Genomic DNA, 22218 nt, shown 5'->3' on the forward strand with positions numbered 1-22218 from the left:
TAGCGTCCCCGCGCGTCAAAAAAACATCAGGGGTACAGGCCGCGCTCCTGACGCGCCATCAGGATCCGCTCGCAAGCCACCGCGTAGGTGGCAGTGCGCAGCGTGATCTTGTGCTTGTCGGCCGTGTCCCAGATCTGGTTGAGGGCGTTCATCATGATGCGGTCCAGGCGCACGTTGATCTCGTCCTCGTCCCAGAAGAAGGACGAGAAGTCCTGCACCCATTCGAAGTAGCTCACCGTCACGCCGCCGGCGTTGCAGATCACGTCGGGCACCACCAGCACGCCGCGCTCGGCGAGGATGTCGTCGGCCGTGGGCACCGTGGGGCCGTTGGCGCCTTCGAGCACCAGCTTGGCCGTCGTTTTCTGCGCGCGCTCGGCGGTGATCTGGCCTTCGAGGGCGGCCGGGATCAGGATGTCGCAGGCCGTGTCCCAGAAGGCTTCGTTGGGCACCACGTCGCCGCCCTTGAAGGCGATCACGCCGTCCTTGTTGGCGATGGGAATCAGCGTCGCGAGATCGAGGCCGTTGGTGTTGACGATGGTGCCGGTGTGGTCCTGCACCGCCACGATCTTGGCGCCCGCTTCGGCGAAGAGTTCGGCCGCGACCGAGCCCACGTTGCCGAAGCCCTGCACCGCGATGCGCGCACCGCGCAGGTCCATGCCCAGGCGCCGCGCCGCTTCACGGCCGGTGACGAACACGCCGCGGCCGGTGGCCTTGACGCGGCCGAGCGACCCGCCCAGGTGCAGCGGCTTGCCGGTGACGACGCCGGTGGCGGTGCCGCCGACGTTCATCGAGTAGGTGTCCATCATCCACGCCATGATCTGGCCGTTGGTGTTGACGTCGGGCGCGGGAATGTCGGTGTGCGGGCCGATGATGATGCCGATCTCGCTGGTGTAGCGGCGGGTGATCTTCTCCAGCTCCTGCAGCGAGAGCTTCTTCGGATCGACGCGGATGCCGCCCTTGGCGCCGCCGTAGGGCAGGTTGACGGCTGCGGTCTTGATGGTCATCCAGGCCGACAGGGCCATCACTTCCTCGAGCGTGACGTCGGGGTGGAAGCGCACGCCGCCCTTGCCCGGGCCGCGGCTCATGTTGTGCTGCACGCGGTAGCCCTCGAAGTGGGCGATGGTGCCGTCGTCCATTTCGATCGGCACGTCCACGATCAGCGCGCGCTTGGGGCGCTTGAGGGTTTCGACCCAGCGGGCCAGCGGGCCGAGGTACGGCACGACACGGTCGACCTGGGAGAGGTACGTTCCCCACGGGCTGTTGGCTGTGGGGGAGACGAAGGAGAGTTTTTCACTCATGAGAGATCCCTTGGATTGGAACTGAGGTGGCCGCAACGATAGACCTCTCGCGCCGGTCGCGCCATGGCTTATGCGCGCCGCGCTGACGGTTATGCAAGAGACGTTATGCGGCGTTGTTCGGGCGCCCGCCGCGCGGATTGCGCCGATGTAATCACCGCGTGCGGCCATTGACGGCCTGGATTCCTAGATTGGTTCGCCGGCGCCATGTGGCGCCGGCGAACGACAACCCAAGGAGATCCTCACCATGCTGCACCGCACGCTTTTCCTCGCCCCGCTGTCCGCCGCGGCCCTGGCCGCAGCCGCGCTGGTACCGCTGGCCGCTTCGGCCGCCGGCGAATACCACTTCGCGCCCACCGAGGCCGGGGTGGAACGCTACCCAGACCACCTGCGCCAGGACCCGTCGCGCGACAAGGTCGTCGCCGAGCTCGAGACCGCGCAGAAGCAGCCGGCGTGGAACGCGGTGAGCCGTGGCGCACCCTGGCCTGCATCGCGCGCGGGCCAGCCCGCCACGCGCGAGGCAGTGGAGGCGGAGGCCATCAAGGCCATGCGCGAGGGGACGATCCCGTCGGGCGAGCGATAGGCACGAGCGGCGGCTCCGCGTGCACGCGCACCGAGGCCGCCGCAGATAACCAAACTGTCATCGACTGGTTATCGATCGCGCAGATCCACTTCATAGAGTTGGCTTCACCAACCAACCACCTCAAGGAGCCAGCGAATGAAGTCCTCTTCCACCACCCGCCCCACCCGCACCACCCGCATCCTGGGCACCGCCGCCGTCGCCACCCTGCTGGCCATCGCTTCGGTACCGAGCTTTGCAGGCAACTACGCCGAAGGCGATCCGCGGCCTGTGCCGCTCGCCTCGTCCACGACGCGCGCTGCCGTGACGGCCGATGCGCAGCAATGGCTCAAGGGCGCGCCCACGCAGGGCTACACCGCCAGCTACGCACCGCCGACCGCCGTCGGTCCCGCGAACAGCCGCGCCGCTGTGGCGGCCGACGCACGCCTCTGGGTCCAGTCCGGGATGGCGGCGCTGCAGAACAGCGAAGCCGGCGCCGACACGACGCGGCCCGCGTACCGCCAGGCCATGGCCGAATACAAAAAGCTGCGCGCGAGCCCCGCCTACGGCGCGCTGGTCGATCAGTTCACGCGCCAGCAGGCGGCCGCGGAGTCGCGCACCACCGTGCGCTGAACCGGGAAAGAACTGCGCCCGCAGGGAGGGTCGGCGCAGGGTAGGCACGGGGCATTTCCTTGGTTCTATCTCCTATGGTCTGCTGCCATAGGCCGCATCTTCTGCAAAAAATCGATGCATGAACCGGATAATTCTCCAATGCTCGACCTGGACCGCATCGACCTTCGCCTGCTGAAAATTCTTCAGGAGGACGGGCGCATCACCAACCTCAAGCTGGCCGAGGCGGTGGCGCTCTCGCCCACTGCGGTGCTGGCGCGCGTGCAGCGCCTGACGCGCGACGGCTTCATCCTGGGTTACGAAGCGCGCCTGGACCCCGAGAAGCTGGGCCGTGGCTTCACGGTGTTCGTCGAGGTGCTGCTCGACCGCACCACGCCCAATGTGTTCGACCAGTTCAAGGCCGCGGTGCAGGTGCGCGACGAGATCATGGAATGCCACATGGTCGCCGGCGGCTTCGACTACCTGCTCAAGACCCGCATGGCAGACATGGCCGCGTACCGCGAATTCGCGGGCACGGTGCTGTGGCAGTTGCCCGGGGTGCGCGAGACGCGGACCTACGCGGTGATGGAAGAAGTGAAGAGCAGCGCGCGGTTGCCGCTGGGGCTCTGAAGCGCTGAAGCCTCAGGCGGGCTTTCTGGCCCGGCCACCGAAGATGGCGGTGCCGACCCGCACCATCGTGCTGCCAGCGCTGATGGCGGCTTCGAGGTCTGCGCTCATACCGAGCGACAGCGTGTCCAGGTCGATGCCCGCCCCCCTGATCGATTCAAAGACCGCATGCGCCCGCAGGCACAGATCGCGCTGCGCCGCGAAATCCGCTGCCGGTTCAGGGATCGCCATGAGCCCGCGCAGCCGCAAATGTGGCAACGCCGCCACAGCGCGGGCGAGTTCGAGCGCCTCTTCCGGGGGCACGCCGGACTTGTTCGCGCCGCCGTCCACGTTAACCTGAAGGCATACATTGAGCGGCGGCAAATGGGCCGGCCGCTGCGCCGACAGGCGCTCGGCGATCTTGAGCCGGTCGATGCTGTGGACCCAGTCGAACTGCTCGGCCACCGGCCGCGTCTTGTTGCTTTGCAGAGGGCCGATGCAGTGCCATTCGAGGGAGGCGCGCAGATCGGCGAGCGCCTCGATCTTGTCCAGCCCCTCCTGCACGTAGTTCTCGCCGAAGGCCGACTGGCCCGCCGCGTGCGCCTCGCGCACCGCCTCGGCCCCGAAGGTCTTGGACACCGCCAGCAGCCGGACCCCGGCCGGGTCGCGGCCGGCCGTTACACATGCCGCCTCGATCCGGTTCTTTACTTGCTGGAGGTCGTCGCCAATCATCGTCATAATCGTCCAAAATCGTATCAAAACGTCACCGAACTCGAGCCGAGGAGCCCCGTGGACATCACCCAACTGCTGGCATTCAGCGTCAAGAACAAAGCCTCCGACCTGCACTTGTCGGCCGGGCTGCCGCCCATGATCCGTGTGAACGGCGACGTGCGCCGCATCAATGTCGATGCGCTCGACCACAAGGGCGTGCACGCGATGGTGTACGACATCATGAGCGACACGCACCGCAAGCACTACGAAGAGTTCCTGGAGGTCGACTTCTCGTTCGAGATCGACGGCCTCGCGCGCTTCCGCGTGAACGCCTTCAACCAGGCGCGCGGCGCGGCCGCCGTGTTCCGGACCATTCCCTCGAAGATCCTCACGCTCGAGCAGCTGAACGCGCCGAAGATTTTCGGCGAACTGGCGCTCAAGCCGCGCGGGCTGGTGCTGGTGACGGGCCCCACGGGCTCGGGCAAGTCGACCACGCTGGCGGCGATGGTGAACTACCTCAACGAAAACGAGTACGGCCACATCCTCACGGTGGAAGACCCGATCGAATTCGTGCACGAGTCGAAGAAGTGCCTGATCAACCAGCGCGAAGTGGGCCCGATGACGCTGTCGTTCTCGAACGCGCTGCGCTCTGCCCTGCGCGAAGACCCGGACGCCATTCTTGTGGGCGAGCTGCGCGACCTCGAAACCATCCGCCTCGCGATGACCGCGGCCGAGACGGGCCACCTGGTGTTCGGCACGCTGCACACCTCGTCGGCCGCCAAGACCATCGACCGGATCATCGACGTGTTCCCGGGCGAGGAAAAGGAAATGATCCGCGCGATGCTCTCGGAGTCGCTGCAGGCCGTGATTTCGCAGACGCTGTGCAAGACCAAGGACGGCCAGAGCCGCGTGGCGGCGCACGAGATCATGCTGGGCACACCCGCCATCCGGAACCTGATCCGCGAAGCCAAGGTGGCGCAGATGTACTCCACCATCCAGACCGGCCAGGGCTCCGGCATGCAGACGCTGGACCAGAACCTGATGGAGCTGGTTCGCCGCAACACGATTTCCGCTGCCGAAGCCCGCGGCAAGGCAAAGATTCCCGAGAATTTCCCCGGCTGATCCACAGCAGCCCACCGGAGTACCGACATCATGGAACGCGATCAAGCCAGCCAGTTCATCAACGACCTGCTCAAGCTCATGGTGAGCCGCAACGGCAGCGACCTGTTCATCACCGCCGACTTTCCGCCCGCGATCAAGGTCGATGGCAAGGTCACCAAGGTGTCGCAGCAGGCGCTGGGTGCGCAGCACACGCTGGCGCTCACGCGCTCGGTCATGAACGACCGACAGGTGGCCGATTTCGAGCGCACCAAGGAGTGCAACTTCGCGATCTCGCCGACCGGCATCGGGCGCTTTCGCGTCAACGCCTTCGTGCAGCAGGGCAAGGTCGGCATGGTGTTGCGGACCATTCCCGCCAAGCTGCCGACCATCGACGGCCTGGGCATGCCGCAGATCCTGAAGGACGTGTCGATGACCAAGCGCGGCCTCACCATCCTGGTGGGCGCCACCGGTTCGGGCAAGTCAACCACGCTGGCCGCGATGATCGACTGGCGCAACGAGAACTCCTACGGCCACATCGTCACGGTGGAAGACCCGGTCGAGTTCGTGCACCCGCACAAGAACTGCGTGGTGACGCAGCGCGAAGTGGGCATCGACACCGACAGCTGGGAAGCGGCGCTCAAGAACACGCTGCGCCAGGCACCCGACGTGATCCTGATGGGCGAAATCCGCGACCGCGAAACCATGGAACACGCGGTGGCCTTCGCCGAAACCGGGCATCTGTGCATGGCCACGCTGCACGCCAACAGCGCCAACCAGGCGCTGGACCGGATCATCAACTTCTTCCCCGAAGAGCGCCGCGCGCAGCTCCTGATGGACCTGTCGCTGAACCTGCGCTCGCTGGTCTCGCAGCGCCTGGTGCCCACCGAAGACGGCCAGGGCCGCGTGGCCGCCGTCGAGGTGCTGCTGAACACGCCGCTGATCTCCGACCTGATCTTCAAGGGCGAGGTGGGCGAGATCAAGGAGATCATGCGCAAGAGCCGCAACCTGGGCATGCAGACCTTCGACCAGGCGCTGTTCGACCTGTTCGAGAGCCACTCGATCACCTTCGAGGACGCCATCCGCAACGCCGACTCGGCCAACGATCTGCGGCTGCAGATCAAGCTCAACAGCCAGCGTGCGCGCAGCACGGACCTGGCAGCCGGCACGGAGCACTTCGCGATCGTCTGATCGGGAAGCCCGCTAGTCGATCTGCCGCTGCCACGCGGCAAAGATCCCCGCCGCCAGCGCGATCACGGCCATCGCCGTGAACCCGTCGAGCGAAGCCATGAAGGTAGCCTGCTGCTCGAGCGTGCGCCACAGCGTGCCGAGCGCCATGGCATGCGCCTCGCCGGCGGCGTGCCCTGTGGCCGCGAATCCATGGGTCAATGAATCCAGCGCCTGCATGAAGGCCGAATTGGCCGGGTTCGCCGATTCGCTCAGCCGCACCTCGTGCAGCGCCTGGCGGTGCTGCTGCAGCGCGATCACGCTCGAGGTCGCGAACGAAATGGCGAGCTGGCGCACCAGGTTCTTGAGCCGGTAGCCGTGCGCGAACTCCTCGGCGGCGAAGGGGCGGAACGTGAGGTTCGCCACCGGCAGCACGACGAAGAGCATCAGGAGCCCACGCAGCAGCAGCGGCACCACGAGCGCTTCGCGCCCCGCCTGCGGCGTGACCCGCGACAGCCACCACGCCGCCAGCGCCGCGATGCCGAAGCCCGCGACGATGAGCCACTTCTTGCGCGTGAGCCGCCCCGAAAAGCGCAGGTAGACGAACACCAGCAACCCCGTTGCCAGCGACATCGCGCCCGTGAAGTACCCGGTGTCGCCCACGGTGAAGCCGAGCCCGCCCTCCATCAGCCGCGGCAGCAGGTAGCTGAAGCCGGTCGACAGGTAGTAGTAGACGACGTAGAGCGCCAGCCCCACGCGAAAGGAGGCGTTGCGCAGCGCATGCAACCGCACCAGCGGCGCAGGATGCCGCCACTGCTGCCAGCCGAACCATGCGAGCCCCGCCACGCCGGCGATCGTGAGGCCGATCAGCGCGGGCGAGCCGGTGAACAGTTCGAAGTGCGAGCGCGTCAGCACCACCTGCAGCGCCGCCTGCGCGAGCGCGAACACGAGGTAGGCGACGTAGTGCGGCTCGGTGCGCTCGTGCGGCGCGACGTCGCCGATGTCGGGCAGGGTCCAGAGCACCAGGACGCCGATCAGCGCGGCCACCGGCGCGGTGCTCGCGAAGAGCCAGCGCCAGTCGAAGTTGGTGACCAGGAAGGCACCGGCGATCGGTGCCAGCGCACCGCCGAACACGATCAGCACCATGAAGGCCTTGAGCGCCTTGGCGCGCCGCGCGGGCGGAATGCCGATCTGGATCAGGATGCGGCAGGCGCCGAGCATCGGGCCGACGAAGTAGCCCTGCACCGCGCGTGCGAGCGTGAGCTGCATCGAGCTTTCGCACAGCGCCGCACCCACGCCGCCCGCGGCGAAGGCGAACATGCAGATCGCCAGGTAGCGCCGGTAGCCCAGCCGCTCGATCCACGCGTGCTGGTGCAGGATGCCGAGCACCGCGCCCAACGCATAGGCGCTCGAGGCCCAGACCAGCTCGTCGGGCGATGCGTTCACGCCGCCGGCGATATAGCTCGCGAAGAAGGCGAACAGCGCGTTGTCGAAATAGTCGATGGCCGTCACGAGGCCGATCGCCCAGGGCAGCAGCGCCGCGGCGGCGTTGCCGCGCGAGGGCCATGCCAGGGCCGAGGAGCTCATGGCGCAGGCCGCTCCTTGCGGCGCTGCTCCAGCGCCTCTTCCACCGGTTCGCCGGCCAGGCGCCGCTCCACGTAATCGAGATCGCGGCGCAGTTGCGCCTGCAACGCGGCGGCTTCCTTGAGCTCGCGCCGGACCTGGGTCACGCGCGCATCGAGCGTGGCGAGCTGCACGCCGAGCGTTTCGCGCAAGGTCTTGAGCGAAGCGTTCGACAGGCGGGGGCGCCCGCCCTCGGCCGGCGCCTCCATCGGTTGCTGCAGCATGGCAGTGATGGTCGTGAGCGAAAACCCCAGCGAGCGCATGCGCAGCACCCGCGCCAGCTTGCCGAGATCGGCCGCTTCGTAGAGCCGGTAGCCGCCCTCGCTGCGCACGGGCACGACGATGCCCAGCTCCTCGTAGTACTTGAGCGTGCGCGGCGTCACGCCGAGGCGGGCCGCGGCATCGCGCACGGTGATGGTCTTGGGGGAAGCTGCGTCGATGGTCATGACGGGCCGATTTTACCCAAACCTGTACGTTCACGTACAGGTTTGAGGCCATCGCACCGGTCACGGAATGGCTTTAAGCTCTCGCCTCATGAGCAGCATCAACACCCGAACCTACGAATCCATCCCCGCGCAGACGGTCGCTTTTCTCGGCCTCGGCGTCATGGGCGGGCCGATGGCCGGCCACCTGGCCAAGGCCGGCCACAGCGTCACGGTCTACAACCGCACAGCCGCCAAGGCCCAGGCCTGGGCCGACGAATTCGGCCCACCGGGCCGCCACGCCGCCACCCCGCGCGAAGCGGCGGCGGGCGCCGACATCGTCTTCTGCTGCGTCGGCAACGACGACGACCTGCGCTCCGTGGTGCTGGGCGACGACGGCGCCTTCGCCGGCATGAAGAAGGGCGCCGTGCTCGTCGACCACACGACCGCTTCGGCCGACGTGGCGCGCGAGCTGTCGAAGGCCGCCGAGGCGCTGGGCCTGCACTTCATCGACGCGCCGGTGTCCGGCGGCCAGGCCGGCGCGCAGAACGGCGCGCTGACCGTGATGTGCGGCGGCGATGCGGCCGCGTTCGAGCGCATCAAGCCCGTGGCTGCGGCGTTTTCGCGTGCCGTCACCCTGCTGGGCAAGAGCGGCGCGGGCCAGCTCGCAAAGATGGTGAACCAGATCGCCATCGCGGGCCTGGTGCAGGGCCTGTCGGAAGCCATCGCCTTCGGCCAGCGCGCCGGCCTGGACATGGAAGCCGTGCTCGGCGTCATCGGCAAGGGCGCGGCCCAGAGCTGGCAGATGGACAACCGCGGCAAGACCATGATCGACGGCAAGTTCGACTACGGCTTTGCAGTCGACTGGATGCGCAAGGACCTGGGCCTGGTGCTCGACGAAGCCAAGCGCAACGGCGCGCGCGTGCCGGTGACGGCGCTGGTCGACCAGTTCTATGCCGACGTGCAGCAGGCCGGCGGCAGGCGCTGGGACACCTCGAGCCTGATCATCCGGCTCAAATGAAAAAAGCCCGCGGATGCGGGCTTTCTTGTTTCAGCGGACCGGCGAGGTCGTCACCGCCGGTTGCGCGGGCGCCGAGCCCGGGACGGGCAGCGGCTCCATCGGTGGCAGCGGCACGCGCGAGGAAGAGGATGAAGAAGAAGGCGCCGAAGGCGTCGCATTGCTCACCGGCGCGGGGCCCGTGCCGCCACGCTGTGCGGAAGACTGGTTCGCGGCCTGGCTCGCGGCGAGGTCGGCCTCGGTCACCACCTCGACCACCCGCACCACCTTCACCACGCCGCCCACGCCGCGCGTGATCTCGGTTGCGCGATCGGTCTCGCGCCGCGTGGCGATGCCCATCAGGTAGACCACGCCGCGTTCGGTGATCACCTTGAACGAATTGGCGAAGATGTCCTTCGCATCGAGCAGCGAGGCCTTCACCTTGCCGGTGATGTAGAGGTCGTTCGAGCGGTCCTGGAAGGTGCTGGGCGCGCCGAGCGTGATCTCGTTCACCACGGAGCGCACGTTGACCACGCGGCCCACTTCGTCCTCGACGCGACGGCGGTCGGCCTCGTTGCCCACCGCGCCGGTCAGGAGCACCTGGCGGTTGTAGCTGGTGACGCTCACGTACATCTGGTCATTGGCGATGTCGCGCACGCGGGCGGCGGCGCGCAGTTCGATGCCCTGGTCGTCGAGCTGGGCGCCCGAGCTGCGGCGATCGGTGGCCACCATGCCCACGCCCACCACCGCGGCACCACCCACCACGAGGGGCACGCAGGCGGAAAGGCCTGCGACCAGGGCGGCACCCAGGGTGAGTGCGAGGGCGAAACGCTGGGTCGACGTGGCCGTCATGGTCTTCATGGTCATGAGGAAGCTTCCTGTTCTCCGAGTAACTGGGCATCCACGCCGTCGCACAGGCAATGCAGCGCGAGCAGGTGGACTTCATGGATGCGCGCCGCACGCTCGTGCGGCACGCTGATCTGGACGTCGGTTTCGCGCAGCGCGCGGCCGATGACGCCGCCGGTGCCGCTGCTGCCGGCGCCGGGTGCCGCGGGCGGACCCGAGACGGCATTGCCGAGCAGTGCGACCACGGTCATGTCGCGCTCATGCGCCGCCAGCACGGCGGCGAGCACCGCAGCCGACTGGCCGCTGGCGCTCAACGCGAGCAGCACGTCGCCGGCCTGGCCCAGCGCACGCACCTGGCGGGCGAAGCGGTCGGCATCCATGGCATTGGCGCTGTCGGCGTTGGGGTCGGTGGTGTCGCCGGGCAGGGCGATCGCGCCCAGCTCGGGCCGTTCGCGTTCGAAGCGGCCGACGAACTGCGCGGCGAACTGCGCAGCCAGCAGACCCGACACGCCGGCGCCGCAAGCCAGCACCTTGCCGCCGCTGGTCACGCAGGCCAGGATGGCCTGCATCGCTTGAGAGATGGGTTTGCTGAGGACCGGTCCGGTCTGGTATTTGAGGTCGGCACTGTCGATGAAGTGCTGCTGAATCCGTTGCTCGAGCATGGGGCGGGATGATAACTGGGGGCTGTGAAACAAGACGTGTGAGTTGTGGAGCCTTCATGAGGGCTTCAGTTCCCTCGCAAGGCGCGTCAGGCCGCGTCGAACGCCGCCTGGAGCCAGGTGATTTTCTCCTCGACCAGCACCACGTCGAAGCGACATGGCGGCACCGAACGCAGCCGGCTCAGGTAGTGCTGCGCGGCGAACACGATGCGCCGCTGCTTGAGGCCCGTGATGCTGCCGCCCGCGCCGCCGTGCGTGCCGGCACTGCGCTGGCGGACTTCGACGAACACCAGCGTGCCGCCGCCAGGGCCACGCGGATCGCGCATGATCAGGTCGATCTCTCCGCCGCCGCGGCCGGGCGTTCGATAATTGCGCGCGACCAGCACGAGGCCGGCGTCCTGCAGATGCGCGAGCGCGGCGTCTTCCGCCGCATCGCCGCGATGCTTCGTCGTTCTGGTCTTCATGGCTCCCTGCCGTCTTCTCTTTTTTGTCGTTCGCTCTCTCGGAGAAACCTCTTGGCTTCACTCGCCCCTGCTTCTTTCGGCGCCGCCCTTGCGGCCGCGCACGACGCCGCGGGTGCGCAGCATTATCCGCAGGCCACGCTCTACGTGGTCGCCACGCCGATCGGCAACCTGGCCGACATCACGCTGCGCGCGCTGCATGTGCTGCAGCTGGTCGACGTGATCGCCTGCGAGGACACGCGCCACACCCAGAGCCTGCTGCGCGCCTACGGCATCGACCGTCCGGGCGCCCGGCTGCTGGCCGTGCACCAGCACAACGAGGCCGAGGCCGCGCAGGCCGTGGTCGCACGGCTCGCGCAGGGCGAGCGCATCGCCTATGTCAGCGACGCCGGCACCCCCGGCGTGAGCGACCCCGGCGCGCGGCTCGTCGCGGCGGTGCGCGCGGCGGGCCAACGCGTGCTGCCGCTGCCGGGCGCGAGCAGCGTCACGACGCTGATCGGCGCCGCCGGGCTGGTGGCCGATGGCGCGGACGGCAACGCGAGCAGTGCCTTCGTCTTCGCGGGCTTCCTGCCGAGCAAGGCCGGCGAGCGCGACACCGCCGTGCAGGCGCTCTCGCAGGAGCCGCGTGCCGTGGTGCTGCTGGAAGCGCCGCACCGCATCGAAATCCTCGCGCGCGCGCTGGCCGTGCTGGGCGAGCGCCGCATCACCGTGGGCCGCGAGCTCACCAAGCAGTTCGAGGACATCGCGACGGTGGCGGCGAGCGCCCTGCCCGATTGGTTCAGCGCCGATCGTGATCGCGTACGCGGCGAATTCGCGCTGGTGCTGCACCCGGTCGCGGTGAGCGGCGACGGCGGCGCGGAAGGCGAGCGGGTGCTGCGCCTGCTGCTGGCCGAACTGCCGGTGAAGACCGCGGTGCGGCTGGCCGCGGAGATCAGCGGCGCACCACGCAATGCGCTGTATGAGACGGCGCTGCGCATTCGCAACGACGAGCCGAGCGACTAGCCGGCCCTCAAGCCGGGCGACCGGCCGTGACCTCCGAGAGGAACTCGGGGAGAACCACCTCCGTCAGCCAGACCCCGTTTTCCGCGAGATGAAAGGCGTGGCCGAGCGCGTGCATGCGGCCCGCGTCCACGACGAGCACATGCGCCCGACCGTGGCGCTGTCCTACCCGCACCGCCGTGTCCACGTCGGCCGACAGGTGCACATGCTGCCGCGCGCCCGGCCTGAGCCCCTGCATCCGAATGGCATCGAGAAAGCGCGTCGCCGTGCCGTGGAAGAGCCGCGCCGGCGGCTCGACCGCATCGAAGCTGCGTTTCACCTGCGGCGTCGAATGCCCCTGCAGGGCGCGAATGCGCAGGCCGTCGTCCGACAGTTCGTAGCGCGTCTTTTCCCCTGAAGTCACCGTGCCCACGACGTCCGCCCGGGCCAGGCTGCGGCCATTGGCGACGGCACCCGACACCAACGCATCGATATCCGCCCAGCCTTCCGCATCGAGCCGCAGGCCAATGGATTCGGGCGCATGCCGCAGCACATAGGCAATGAACTTGCTCGCGTCTTCGGGCGTCATGCGGTCTTCCTGGCGGATTGAAGCGCAGCCTGCCAATGGTCGCCGTGCGCGAGCAGGGCATCCATGAGCCGCTGCACGTGCGGGTTCGGCGGCCTGTCGGCGGCGTGGAACACGTGGTACTCGAGCGGTGGATAGCCGTTCAGGGGAATGGCCACCAGCCCCTTGGGAATTCGGCAGCAGGCATTCACCACCGTCGCCCCGAACCCCAGTTGCGCGAAACGAAGCATCAGCTCCCAGCCGTTGGCTTCGAGCGACGGTTGCCAGGGGATCGACTCGGCCTGGAGCAACCGCCCCAGCAGTTCGCGGTGCGGCTTGCCGGCCGGCGGGACGATCAGCTGCATGTCCTTCAGGTCTCGAAGGCGCACCGACTTGCGCGCAGCCAGGGCATGCGTGCGCGGCACGACCAGGGCCTGGCCCACGACCGTCAGGCGCACGGCCCGCAGGTCCGCGGGCAAGGTGCCGAGCGGTGCGATGCCCAGTTGCGCCTGGCCGGCCCGCACCGCCTGGATCGATTCGTCACGGTTGCGTGTGAGCAATTCCAGGTGCGGTGAAGCGCCCGGCCCCGAGAACTGCGACAGCGCTTTCCCCAGCAGGTAGAGGTAGGCCCCTTCGCCGGCCGCGAGCGTGACGACCGGCCTGTCGCGCCCTGTCTCCAGCCCCTTGGCGAAGCGGCGGTTCAGCGTGAGCAGTTCCCTCGCATGGCGCGCCACCTGCTCGCCGGCACTCGTGAGTTCGAGCGCACTGCCAACGCGCAGGTAGAGCCGGGCATCGAGCTGCTCGGAAAGCTTGCGCACCTTGGCATGAAGCGCCGGCTGGCTGATGTGCAGCAGGCGCGCCGACTCGCTGAAGTTCAGCGTGTCTGCGAACACGGCGAACGACTGCAGCGCGTCGAGGTTGGTGCGGGGAATGTCCATCTATCCATTTTATGGATAGCACATCCAATATCGGTAGTTCACGGTGATGGGCTTCATTTCTACGATCCGGCTGCTTCAAACACAAGGAACAAGAAATGAAAAACACCCACACGCTCCCCAAGCTAGGCATCGACATCGGCCGCGTGCTGATCGCACCCGAAGGCGCCAATGGCGCGGACACCTCGTTCATCGGCGGCTCGATGGACGATGCGCTCAGGACGCCGCCCTACGAAGGCATGTTCGATGCCGTCGCGCCGCTGGTCGCCCGGTTCGAAGGCCGGGTCTGGCTGGTTTCTAAGTGCGGGCCGAGCGTGCAGGCCAAGAGCCGGGCGTGGTTGCAGCATCACCGCTTCTTCGAACGCACGGGCATTGCGCCCGGCAACCTGCGCTTCTGCCTCCAGCGGCCCCAGAAGGCCGATCACTGCCGCGAGCTGGGCATCACGCACTTCATCGACGACCGCAGCGACGTGTTGCGGCATCTCGAGGGCATCGTGCCGCACCGCTATCTGTTCGGCCCGCAGGGCAAGCCGGTCACGGTCGCGGGGCTGGTGTTGCTGCCGGCATGGAAGGACGCGGCCGCACTCGTCGACTAACCGTCCAGCTCCGCATAGCGCCTGAAGATCCCGTCCTCGTTGAACGCGATGCGGCGCGGGCTCTGCAGGTAGTCGTGCACGCGCTGGCGGCGCTTGACGTTGCCATGCAATTTCTCGACGGCCGGCGTGCGGGCCAGCGCGCGTGCGGTGGCTTTCGGGAATGCGTAATGCAAGCCGTCGACCAGCTGGAACAGCGAGAGATCGGCATAGGTCAGCATGTCGCCGACCAGGTGCAGGTCGCCAGCGGGGTTGCGCTGGAGCACCTGCTCGAACCAGTTCAGGAACTTGGGAATGCGCTCTTCGCGGAAGGACCGCGCGCGCTGCATGGCTGCATCGCGCTGGTCTTCGTAATAGGCGCCGGTCGAGATCGGATGGTGCGTGTCGTGCGCCTCGGCCACCGCGTCGGCGATGGTGAGCTGCAGCTGATGGGTCCAAAGTCCGTCGGATTCGCCGACGCCCGAGAGCCCCAGCCGCGGCCCGAGGTACAACAGGATCGCGGCGGTCTGGCCGACCACGATGTCGCCGTCGACCAGAAAGGGCGGCGCAAAGGCGGCGCGGGCGTTGTTGGGATCGCCGAGCCGCTCGCCCAGTGCCGACTCGCCGCCGCCTTTGGATTCGGGCAACCGCGCCACGTCGACGTAGTCGGCACCCGCTGCCTCGAGCGCGAGCCGCACGAATTCACCGCGGCCCTGGATCGTGGGCCAGTAATGGAGTTGGTAAGGCATGCGGCCATGGTGGCAGGGTCTGTACAGCCCTGCAACCGGGCCGGCGCTTCACGCGCCGCGTGGCGGCAGGAGGTTCACCAGAATTTCCACCACGGCCTCGGCGCCAGCCGCAATGCCTGCGGGCGGGTGTCCAGGTCAATGCCCTGGGTGACCGTGTCGCCGGAGCGGCGCCGCATCTCGGTCTCGAGGGCATGCGCAATGCCGCGTGCCTGTTTCTCGCCGCGCAGTGCGCGTCGGCGCCACTCTGCGGCATGTTCTGCCAGGCTGGCCTCGTCCAGATCAGTCAACTCCGTCATCGGTGGAAATCTTGCATGTGCGCGGTGGCGAGGAAACGCCAGCGCGTGGTGAATGGTCGCGGGGAGAACGTCGGGGGAGAAAACCCAAGAAAAAAACCGGAAGCCCTTGGGAGGCTTCCGGTCTTGCATTTGGTCCCGCCGCCAGGAATCGAACCTGGATCTCAGCCTTCGGAGGGCCGAATTCTATCCGTTGAAATACAGCGAGAGATAGGCTCCGGAAAACCTCCGGAGCCAGAGATTATCGCCTATCAGGCAACCGCAGTTTCAGCCTCGTGCGCAGCCACCGTGCCGATCGCCGGTCGCTCGAATCCGAGCCCCGCCAGATAGGCGCGGAAGGTGCGCCGCCCGGTCAGCACCAGGTCGAAGGCGGTCGGATCGAGCAGCCAGTTCTGGATGAGGCCACTGATCAGGGCATGCATGCCCTGCGCCGCCGCGTGGCCAGGCATCGGCAGCTTGATGCCCGCGCGGCGTGCCCCCAGGCGCAGGGCTTTTTCGAAATCGACCACGCAGGCATTGCGCGCATCGAGGTGGCGCTGCTGCACCGATGCCATGTCGTGCGTGTATTCGACCTTGTGGGTGGCCACGTCGAACACGCGGCGCACTTGCGGGTCGGTGGTCATGAGGGTGAGCGCGTGGGCCATGCCTTCCTCGATCTCGACCAGCGGGTCGTCGCTGCCGGCTGCGGCATCGCTCTTGGGCCCGGCCTCCAGCGGCAGGATGACGCGCTCCATCATCGCGTTGAAGAGGTCGGCCTTGTCCTTGAAGTGCCAATAGATGGCGCCGCGCGTCGCGCCGGCCTGCTGCGCGATCTGCTGCAGCGAGGTCTGCGAAACGCCTTGTGCCTGAAACAGCAGCTCCGCGGCATCGAGCAACCGATTCCGCGTGGCCAGTGCTTCTTCCTTCGTACGACGTGCCACCAAGTCTCCTGATTTGTAAAGCGAACGCCCCTTGTGCATCGTGGGGCCATTGACTGCGGTCACTATACATCCATGAATGTATGTAAACTACCGGGCTTCCCCGATGGCCCGACTGTTTATGCTGTCTTCCTGTTCGCCTTGCGAACAGGCCATCTCCCGTCTTCGCTTCAAAGGAATCGCATGCCTCTCCTGCATGTCTCGCGCTCATCGTCCTTTTCGCCGCGTCTCGCGACCGTGGCCGCCGTTGTCCTGTTGGTCCTCGCGGGCTGCGGCAAGGGCGATGCGCCCGCCGGTCCGGGCGGCGCTGGCGGCGGCGGCCATCCGCCAGCTCCCGAAGTGGGCGTGGTCGTTGCCGCGCCGACCGATGTCGGCCTCGTGACCGAACTGCCGGGCCGGCTCGAAGCCTCGCGCATCGCCCAGGTCCGCGCCCGGGCCTCGGGCATCCTGCTCAAGCGCGAATTCCGCGAAGGCAGCGACGTGAAGGCCGGCCAGCTCCTGTTCCGCATCGACCCGGCACCGCTGGTGGCCGCTTCGCAGAACGCCCAGGCCACGCTGGCCCGCGCCGAAGCCAATGCCGTGCAGGCCAAGGCCCTGGCCGACCGCTACAAGCCGCTGGTCGAGGCCAATGCGGTGAGCAAGCAGGAATACGCCACCGCCGTCGCCTCGCAAAAGACCGCCGAAGCCGACGTGGCCTCGGGCCGCGCCGCTGTGACGACCGCCAAGATCAACCTCGGCTATGCCGACGTGACCTCGCCCATCGCAGGCCGCATCGGCCGCGCCCTCGTGACCGAAGGCGCGCTGGTGGGCCAGGGCGACGCCACCGAGCTCGCCGTGGTGCAGCAGATCAACCCGGTGTACGTGAACTTCACGCAGTCGGCCTCCGATGTGCTGAAGCTGCGCCGCGCGCTGGCCGCCGGCCAATACAAGCGCGCCGGCGGCGAGGAAGCCGCCAGCGTGAGCATCGTGCTGGAAGACGGCTCCGACTACGCCCTGCCCGGCAAGCTGCTGTTCTCCGACCTCACGGTGGATTCGACCACCGGCCAGGTCACGCTGCGCGCCGAAGTGCCCAACCCCAAGGGCGAGCTGCTGCCGGGTCTCTATGTGCGCGTGAAGCTCGAGCAGGCCCAGGCCACCAACGCGATCACGCTGCCGCAACAGGCCGTCACCCGCACCCAGCAAGGCGACACCGTCTCGGTGGTCGACAAGGACGGCAAGATCAGCAAACGCACCGTGAAGATCAGCGCCGCCAAGGACAACCAGTGGGTGGTGCTCGACGGCCTGAAGGCTGGCGAACAGGTGATGGTCGACGGCTTCCAGAAGCTGCAGATGATGCCGCCCGGAACGCCCGTGAAGGCCGTGCCCTGGAAGAAGCCCGACCCGAACGCCGCCCCCGCAGCAGCCGCGCCTGGCGCAGCCCCCGCAGCCGCACCGGCTGCTGCCGCATCGGCCGCAGCGCCCGCGGCAGCCCCCGCCGCGAACGGCCAGGCTTCCGCCCCGGCCGAGAAGAAGTAATTAGGAGCGCGCCCGCATGGCCAAATTCTTTATCGACCGCCCGATCTTCGCCTGGGTGATCGCGCTGTTCATCCTGGTGATGGGCGGCGTGGCAATCACCCAGCTGCCGATCTCGCAATACCCGCCGGTGGCGCCTCCGGCCATCGTGATCAACGTCGCCTACCCCGGCGCCTCGGCCCAGACGCTCGAGGACAGCGTGCTGTCCGTCATCGAGCGCGAAATGAACGGCTCGCCGGGCCTGATCTACATGGAATCGGTGGCCCAGGCCGACGGCACCGGCTCCATCACGATCAGCTTCGAGGCCGGCACCAACGACGACCTCGCGCAGGTGGACGTGCAGAACCGGCTCTCCCGCGCCACGCCGCGCCTGCCGGCCGCGGTGACGCAGCAGGGCGTGCGCGTGGACAAGTCGCGCAACAACTTCCTGCTGTTCGCGATGCTGTCCTCGGACAACCCGGCCTTCGATCCGGTGGCGCTCGGCGACTACGCCTCGCGCAACATCCTGCCCGAGCTGCAGCGTGTCGTCGGCGTGGGCCAGGCCCAGCTGTTCGGTACCGAAAACGCCATGCGCGTGTGGATCGATCCGGCCAAGCTGCAGGGCTTCAACCTGTCGGCCACCGACGTGAACAACGCGATCCGCGCACAGAACGCCCAGGTGTCCTCCGGCACCATCGGCGACCTGCCGAACATCCCCGGCCAGGCCATCGCGGCCACCGTGGTGGTGAACGGCCAGCTCGCCAACGTGGAGCAGTTCAAGAACATCGTGCTGCGCGCCAACACCGACGGCTCGGCTGTGCGGCTGAAGGACGTCGCGCGCGTGGAACTCGGCGGCCAGTCGTACGCCACCTCGGCGCGCCTGAACGGCGTGCCCGCGGTCGGTATCGGCGTCCAGCCGACGCCCAACGGCAACGCGCTGCAGTCGGCCAAGGCGATCCGCGCCAAGATGACCGAGCTCGAGCGTTTCTTCCCGCCCGGCGTGAAGTGGAACATTCCGTACGACAGCTCGCGCTTCGTGCAGATCTCGATCACCGAAGTGGTCAAGACGCTGCTGGAAGCCGTGGCGCTGGTGTTCGTGGTGATGTTCCTGTTCCTGCAGAACTGGCGCTACACGATCATCCCGACCATCGTGGTGCCGATCGCGTTGCTGGGCACGTTCGCGTCCCTGCTCGCACTGGGCTTCTCGATCAACGTGCTGACCATGTTCGGCATGGTGCTGGTGATCGGTATCGTGGTGGACGATGCCATCGTGGTGGTGGAGAACGTCGAGCGCATCATGAGCGAAGAGGGGCTGTCGCCGCTCGAAGCCACGCGCAAGGCCATGAAGCAGATCTCCGGCGCCATCATCGGCGTGACGGTGGTGCTGATCTCGGTGTTCGTGCCCCTCGCGTTCTTCGCAGGTTCGACCGGCAACATCTACCGCCAGTTCTCGGCGGTGATGGTGACCTCGATCGCCTTCTCGGCCTTCATGGCGCTGTCGCTCACGCCGGCGCTGTGCGCCACGCTGCTCAAGCCCGTGGAAGCCGGCCACCATGCCGACAAGCGCGGCTTCTTCGGCTGGTTCAACCGGGGCTTCACGCGCACCGCCAAGGGCTATGAAAGCATCGTCGCGCGCATCCTGCGCCGCGCCGCGCGCTACCTGGTCATCTACGTGGCGATCATCGGCGCGGTGGCCTACACCTACACGCACCTGCCGAGCTCCTTCCTGCCGGCCGAAGACCAGGGCAACATCATCGTGAACGTGCAGCTGCCCCCGGGCGCTACGCAGGAACGCGCGCTGGCGGTCATGCAGCAGGTCGAGGGCTTCATCCTGAAGCAGCCCGAAGTGCAGAGCATGGTCGGCGTGATGGGCTTCAGCTTCTCGGGCCAGGGCCAGAACGCGGGCCTCGCCTTCGTGACGCTGAAGGACTGGGAAGAGCGCAAGGACCCGGCCCACTCGGCCAGCGCGCTGGCCGGCCGCGCCTTCGGTGCGCTCTCGGGCATCCGCGACGCCTTCATCTACCCGCTGAGCCCCCCGCCCATTCCCGAACTGGGCAACGCCAGCGGCTTCAGCTTCCGGCTGCAGGACCGCTCAGGCGCAGGCCATGAAGCGCTGATCAACGCACGCAACCAGCTCCTGGGCATGGCCGGGCAGAGCAAGATCCTGTCGCAGGTTCGCCCCGACGGCCTGGAAGACGCGCCGCAGCTGCAGATCGACATCGACCGCGACAAGGCCAACGCCCTGGGCGTGAGCTTCGACGCGATCAATGCCACGCTCTCGACGGGCCTGGGTTCGAGCTACATCAACGACTTCCCGAACCGCGGCCGCCTGCAGCGCGTGGTGGTGCAGGCCGATGCGCCGGCCCGCATGCAGCCCGACGACCTGCTGCGGCTGAACGCCAGCAACACGCAGGGCCAGCCGGTGCCGCTGTCGGCCTTCGCGACCACCAAGTGGGTCACGGGTGCCACGCAGACGGTGCGCTACAACGGCTACCCCGCGATCCGCATCAGCGGCGACGCCGCCGCGGGCTTCAGCACGGGTGCCGCCATGGCCGAGATGGAAAAGCTCGCCGCGCAGCTGCCGCAAGGCTTCGGCTTCGAATGGACCGGCCAGTCGCGTGAAGAAAAGCTCGCGGGTTCGCAGGCCATCATCCTGTACGGTTTCGCGATCCTGGCGGTGTTCCTGTGCCTGGCCGCGCTGTACGAGAGCTGGTCGATCCCGCTGGCGGTGATCCTGGTGGTGCCGCTGGGTGTGCTGGGCGTGCTGCTGGCAACGATGCTGCGCGCCTATTCGAACGACGTGTACTTCCAGGTGGGGCTGATCACGATCATCGGCCTCTCGGCGAAGAACGCGATTCTGATCATCGAGTTCGCCAAGGACCTGCAGGCGCAGGGCAAGGGCATCGTCGAATCGGCGCTGGCTGCGGCCCACCTGCGGTTCCGCCCGATCGTGATGACCTCGCTGGCCTTCGGCCTCGGCGTGGTGCCGCTGGTGATCGCCTCGGGCGCCGGTTCGGCCAGCCAGCGCGCCATCGGCACCGGCGTGCTCGGCGGCATGGTGACCGGTACCGCCCTCGCAGTGATTTTCGTGCCGGTGTTCTTCGTGGTCGTGCGCACCCTGTTCAAGGGCAGCGCGCGCCAGCATGAGGCCGACAAGCGGCATGCAGAAGCCGCCGGCATCGTGGAGGAACCCAAGCATGACTAAGAGACTGATTCCCACAGCCCTGGCCGCGGCAATGCTGCTGGCCGGCTGCTCGCTGATCCCGACCTACGAGCGCCCCGCCGCGCCGGTGCCGACCACCTTCCCGGGTGACCCGTCGCAACCGGCCGGCGCCGCGGCCGCCGCCCTGCCGTGGCAGGACTTCTTCACCGACCCACGCCTGGCGGGCCTGATCCAGACGGCGATCGCCAACAACCGCGACCTGCGGGTGTCGGTGCTCAACGTCGAGCAGGCGCGCGCGCAGTTCCAGATCGAGCGCTCGGCGCTGTTCCCGGCGCTGGGCCTCACGGGATCGGGCTCGCGCTCGAGCCCCAATGCCTACCAGGCGATCGACCCGAGCCAGGGCAGCGTGACCTCGCAGTACAGCGTCAACTTCGGCTTCACGGCCTGGGAGCTGGACTTCTTCGGTCGCATCCGCGCGCTGAAAGACCAGGCGCTGGCGCAATACCTCGCCACCGAGGAAACGCGCAAGGCCGCGCAGATCAGCCTGATCGCATCGGTCGCCACCGGCTGGATCACGCTGATGGCCGACGACGAGCTGCTGGAGATCACGCGCCAGACGATGGTCACGCGCGAGGAATCGGTACGCCTGGCCAAGCTGCGCTTCGACAACGGCGTGTCGTCCGAAATCGACTTCCAGGCCGCGAACACGGCCGCGGAAAGCGCCCGCGCCACCTACGCGCAGCAGCAGCGCGCACGCATGCAGGACGAGAACGCGCTCGCCCTGCTGCTGGGCGCACCGGTGCCGGCGAGTGCGCTCTCGGGCGGCACCAAGGGGTTGGACGGCATCCAGCCGATGCCCGACGTGCCCGCGGGCCTGCCCTCGGACATGCTGGTCGAGCGGCCCGACATCCGCGCGGCCGAGCAGCAGCTGATCGCCGCCAACGCCAACATCGGTGCGGCGCGCGCGAACTTCTTCCCGCGCGTGTCGCTCACGAGTTCCATCGGCACCGCGAGCAGCGAGTTCTCGGGCCTGTTCGACCGCGGCTCCAAGGCCTGGTCGTTCGCGCCCACGGTCACGCTGCCGATCTTCGATGCGGGCCGCAACTGGGCCACGCTGCAATCGTCGAAGGCCGGGCGCGAGATCGCGGTGGCGCAGTACGAGAAGTCGATCCAGACCGCGTTCCGCGAAGTGGCCGATGCACTGGCCGGCCGCGCCACGCTGGGCGAAGAGGTGCGTGCGCAGCGCGCGCAGGCCACCGCGGAAGCGGTGCGCTTCAAGCTCTCCGACCTGCGCTATCGCAACGGCATCGCCAGCGCGCTCGACCTGCTCGATGCGCAGCGTTCGCTGTTCACGGCGCAGCAACTGGCGGTCAATGCGCGGCTCCTGCAACTGCAGAACCAGGTCACGCTGTACAGGACGCTGGGTGGCGGCTGGGCAACGCGCGACAAGGGTTGAGGCGCTTCGGCGCCCGATATCGGGAGGCCAATCGCCCGCCGGGGCG

The 22218-nt window shown here is 67.9% G+C and carries 23 protein-coding genes and 1 tRNA gene; 11 read left to right on the top strand and 13 right to left on the bottom strand.

The annotated features are described in order from the left end of the window. Positions 1-26 precede the first annotated feature (26 nt). Positions 27-1298, bottom strand: a complete 1272-nt coding sequence (locus tag GNX71_RS30410) for a Glu/Leu/Phe/Val dehydrogenase (protein WP_176661906.1) — start codon at positions 1296-1298, stop codon at positions 27-29. A gap of 244 nt (positions 1299-1542) precedes the next feature. On the opposite strand from GNX71_RS30410, the gene GNX71_RS30415 reads away from it, so the two are divergent. From GNX71_RS30415 to GNX71_RS30425, 3 genes are all read left to right on the top strand, one after another. After that, the gene (locus tag GNX71_RS30415; protein ID WP_206175865.1) at positions 1543-1878 is read left to right on the top strand and encodes a DUF4148 domain-containing protein; all 336 of its coding nucleotides are present in this window, start codon (positions 1543-1545) and stop codon (positions 1876-1878) included. 135 nt (positions 1879-2013) lie between these two features. Continuing rightward, positions 2014-2487, top strand: a complete 474-nt coding sequence (locus tag GNX71_RS30420) for a hypothetical protein (RefSeq protein ID WP_206175866.1) — start codon at positions 2014-2016, stop codon at positions 2485-2487. A gap of 138 nt (positions 2488-2625) precedes the next feature. Further along, complete coding sequence (locus GNX71_RS30425) at positions 2626-3093, top strand: Lrp/AsnC ligand binding domain-containing protein (protein ID WP_198788393.1); 468 nt, start codon at positions 2626-2628, stop codon at positions 3091-3093. A 12-nt stretch (positions 3094-3105) separates the two neighbouring features. Here GNX71_RS30425 and GNX71_RS30430 read toward each other — a convergent pair whose 3' ends face one another. After that, positions 3106-3807 carry a YggS family pyridoxal phosphate-dependent enzyme gene (locus tag GNX71_RS30430; protein ID WP_206175867.1) on the bottom strand — a complete coding sequence of 234 codons (702 nt, stop codon included), beginning with the start codon at positions 3805-3807 and terminating at the stop codon, positions 3106-3108. A gap of 51 nt (positions 3808-3858) precedes the next feature. Here GNX71_RS30430 and GNX71_RS30435 point away from each other — a divergent pair, with 51 nt between their 5' ends. After that, on the top strand, positions 3859-4902 hold the full coding sequence (locus GNX71_RS30435; RefSeq protein ID WP_013543830.1) for a PilT/PilU family type 4a pilus ATPase: 1044 nt from the start codon (positions 3859-3861) through the stop codon (positions 4900-4902). A 30-nt stretch (positions 4903-4932) separates the two neighbouring features. Then, on the top strand, positions 4933-6069 hold the full coding sequence (locus GNX71_RS30440) for a PilT/PilU family type 4a pilus ATPase (RefSeq protein ID WP_176661903.1): 1137 nt from the start codon (positions 4933-4935) through the stop codon (positions 6067-6069). A gap of 12 nt (positions 6070-6081) precedes the next feature. Here the strand turns inward: GNX71_RS30440 and GNX71_RS30445 are convergent, their stop codons facing one another. Both GNX71_RS30445 and GNX71_RS30450 read right to left on the bottom strand, forming a co-directional pair. Continuing rightward, on the bottom strand, positions 6082-7632 hold the full coding sequence (locus GNX71_RS30445) for an MFS transporter (RefSeq protein WP_206175868.1): 1551 nt from the start codon (positions 7630-7632) through the stop codon (positions 6082-6084). Further along, positions 7629-8114 (bottom strand): MerR family transcriptional regulator, encoded by a 486-nt coding sequence (locus GNX71_RS30450; protein ID WP_206175869.1) that lies wholly within the window; start codon positions 8112-8114, stop codon positions 7629-7631. Before GNX71_RS30450 ends, GNX71_RS30445 begins: the two co-directional genes overlap by 4 nt. Before the next feature lie 88 nt (positions 8115-8202). Between GNX71_RS30450 and GNX71_RS30455 the strand changes: the two genes are divergently transcribed. Then, positions 8203-9111 carry an NAD(P)-dependent oxidoreductase gene (locus GNX71_RS30455; RefSeq protein ID WP_206175870.1) on the top strand — a complete coding sequence of 303 codons (909 nt, stop codon included), beginning with the start codon at positions 8203-8205 and terminating at the stop codon, positions 9109-9111. A 30-nt stretch (positions 9112-9141) separates the two neighbouring features. Here GNX71_RS30455 and GNX71_RS30460 read toward each other — a convergent pair whose 3' ends face one another. The 3 genes from GNX71_RS30460 to GNX71_RS30470 all read right to left on the bottom strand — a co-directional run bounded on the left by GNX71_RS30460 (position 9142) and on the right by GNX71_RS30470 (position 11056). Beyond that, entirely contained in the window at positions 9142-9954 is an 813-nt protein-coding gene (locus GNX71_RS30460; RefSeq protein WP_206175871.1) for a BON domain-containing protein, read from the bottom strand. Then, positions 9951-10595, bottom strand: coding sequence for an SIS domain-containing protein (locus GNX71_RS30465; protein WP_198788387.1), 645 nt, complete (start codon positions 10593-10595; stop codon positions 9951-9953). The genes GNX71_RS30460 and GNX71_RS30465 overlap by 4 nt, the downstream gene beginning before the upstream one ends. An 86-nt stretch (positions 10596-10681) precedes the next feature. After that, positions 10682-11056 carry a YraN family protein gene (locus GNX71_RS30470; protein WP_206175872.1) on the bottom strand — a complete coding sequence of 125 codons (375 nt, stop codon included), beginning with the start codon at positions 11054-11056 and terminating at the stop codon, positions 10682-10684. Positions 11057-11107: 51 nt separating this feature from the next. On the opposite strand from GNX71_RS30470, the gene rsmI reads away from it, so the two are divergent. Beyond that, positions 11108-12055, top strand: coding sequence for a 16S rRNA (cytidine(1402)-2'-O)-methyltransferase (rsmI, locus tag GNX71_RS30475; protein ID WP_206175873.1), 948 nt, complete (start codon positions 11108-11110; stop codon positions 12053-12055). Between the two features lie 7 nt (positions 12056-12062). Here rsmI and GNX71_RS30480 read toward each other — a convergent pair whose 3' ends face one another. Beyond that, a complete protein-coding gene (locus GNX71_RS30480) occupies positions 12063-12620 on the bottom strand; it encodes an RNA 2'-phosphotransferase (RefSeq protein WP_206175874.1) in 558 nt (185 codons plus the stop codon). Next, the gene (locus tag GNX71_RS30485; RefSeq protein WP_206175875.1) at positions 12617-13534 is read right to left on the bottom strand and encodes a LysR family transcriptional regulator; all 918 of its coding nucleotides are present in this window, start codon (positions 13532-13534) and stop codon (positions 12617-12619) included. The genes GNX71_RS30480 and GNX71_RS30485 overlap by 4 nt, the downstream gene beginning before the upstream one ends. A gap of 95 nt (positions 13535-13629) precedes the next feature. Between GNX71_RS30485 and GNX71_RS30490 the strand changes: the two genes are divergently transcribed. Next, entirely contained in the window at positions 13630-14127 is a 498-nt protein-coding gene (locus tag GNX71_RS30490; protein WP_206175876.1) for a hypothetical protein, read from the top strand. Here GNX71_RS30490 and GNX71_RS30495 read toward each other — a convergent pair. The 4 genes from GNX71_RS30495 to GNX71_RS30510 form a co-directional block, all read right to left on the bottom strand. After that, on the bottom strand, positions 14124-14852 hold the full coding sequence (locus GNX71_RS30495; protein ID WP_206175877.1) for a glutathione S-transferase: 729 nt from the start codon (positions 14850-14852) through the stop codon (positions 14124-14126). The genes GNX71_RS30490 and GNX71_RS30495 overlap by 4 nt on opposite strands. 74 nt (positions 14853-14926) lie before the next feature. Beyond that, positions 14927-15148 carry a hypothetical protein gene (locus tag GNX71_RS30500; protein ID WP_206175878.1) on the bottom strand — a complete coding sequence of 74 codons (222 nt, stop codon included), beginning with the start codon at positions 15146-15148 and terminating at the stop codon, positions 14927-14929. Positions 15149-15278: 130 nt separating this feature from the next. Continuing rightward, positions 15279-15353, bottom strand: a tRNA-Arg gene (locus tag GNX71_RS30505). A gap of 43 nt (positions 15354-15396) precedes the next feature. Further along, positions 15397-16068 (bottom strand): TetR family transcriptional regulator, encoded by a 672-nt coding sequence (locus tag GNX71_RS30510; RefSeq protein WP_206175879.1) that lies wholly within the window; start codon positions 16066-16068, stop codon positions 15397-15399. 177 nt (positions 16069-16245) lie between these two features. Between GNX71_RS30510 and GNX71_RS30515 the strand changes: the two genes are divergently transcribed. The 3 genes from GNX71_RS30515 to GNX71_RS30525 are packed head-to-tail and all read left to right on the top strand — an operon-like array spanning position 16246 to position 22172. Continuing rightward, positions 16246-17577, top strand: coding sequence for an efflux RND transporter periplasmic adaptor subunit (locus GNX71_RS30515; RefSeq protein ID WP_206175880.1), 1332 nt, complete (start codon positions 16246-16248; stop codon positions 17575-17577). 16 nt (positions 17578-17593) lie between these two features. Beyond that, entirely contained in the window at positions 17594-20758 is a 3165-nt protein-coding gene (locus tag GNX71_RS30520) for an efflux RND transporter permease subunit (RefSeq protein ID WP_206175881.1), read from the top strand. Next, positions 20751-22172 carry an efflux transporter outer membrane subunit gene (locus GNX71_RS30525; RefSeq protein WP_206175882.1) on the top strand — a complete coding sequence of 474 codons (1422 nt, stop codon included), beginning with the start codon at positions 20751-20753 and terminating at the stop codon, positions 22170-22172. The genes GNX71_RS30520 and GNX71_RS30525 overlap by 8 nt, the downstream gene beginning before the upstream one ends. Positions 22173-22218 lie beyond the last annotated feature (46 nt).

It is taken from the genome of Variovorax sp. RKNM96 (assembly GCF_017161115.1).
GTDB lineage: Bacteria > Pseudomonadota > Gammaproteobacteria > Burkholderiales > Burkholderiaceae_C > Variovorax.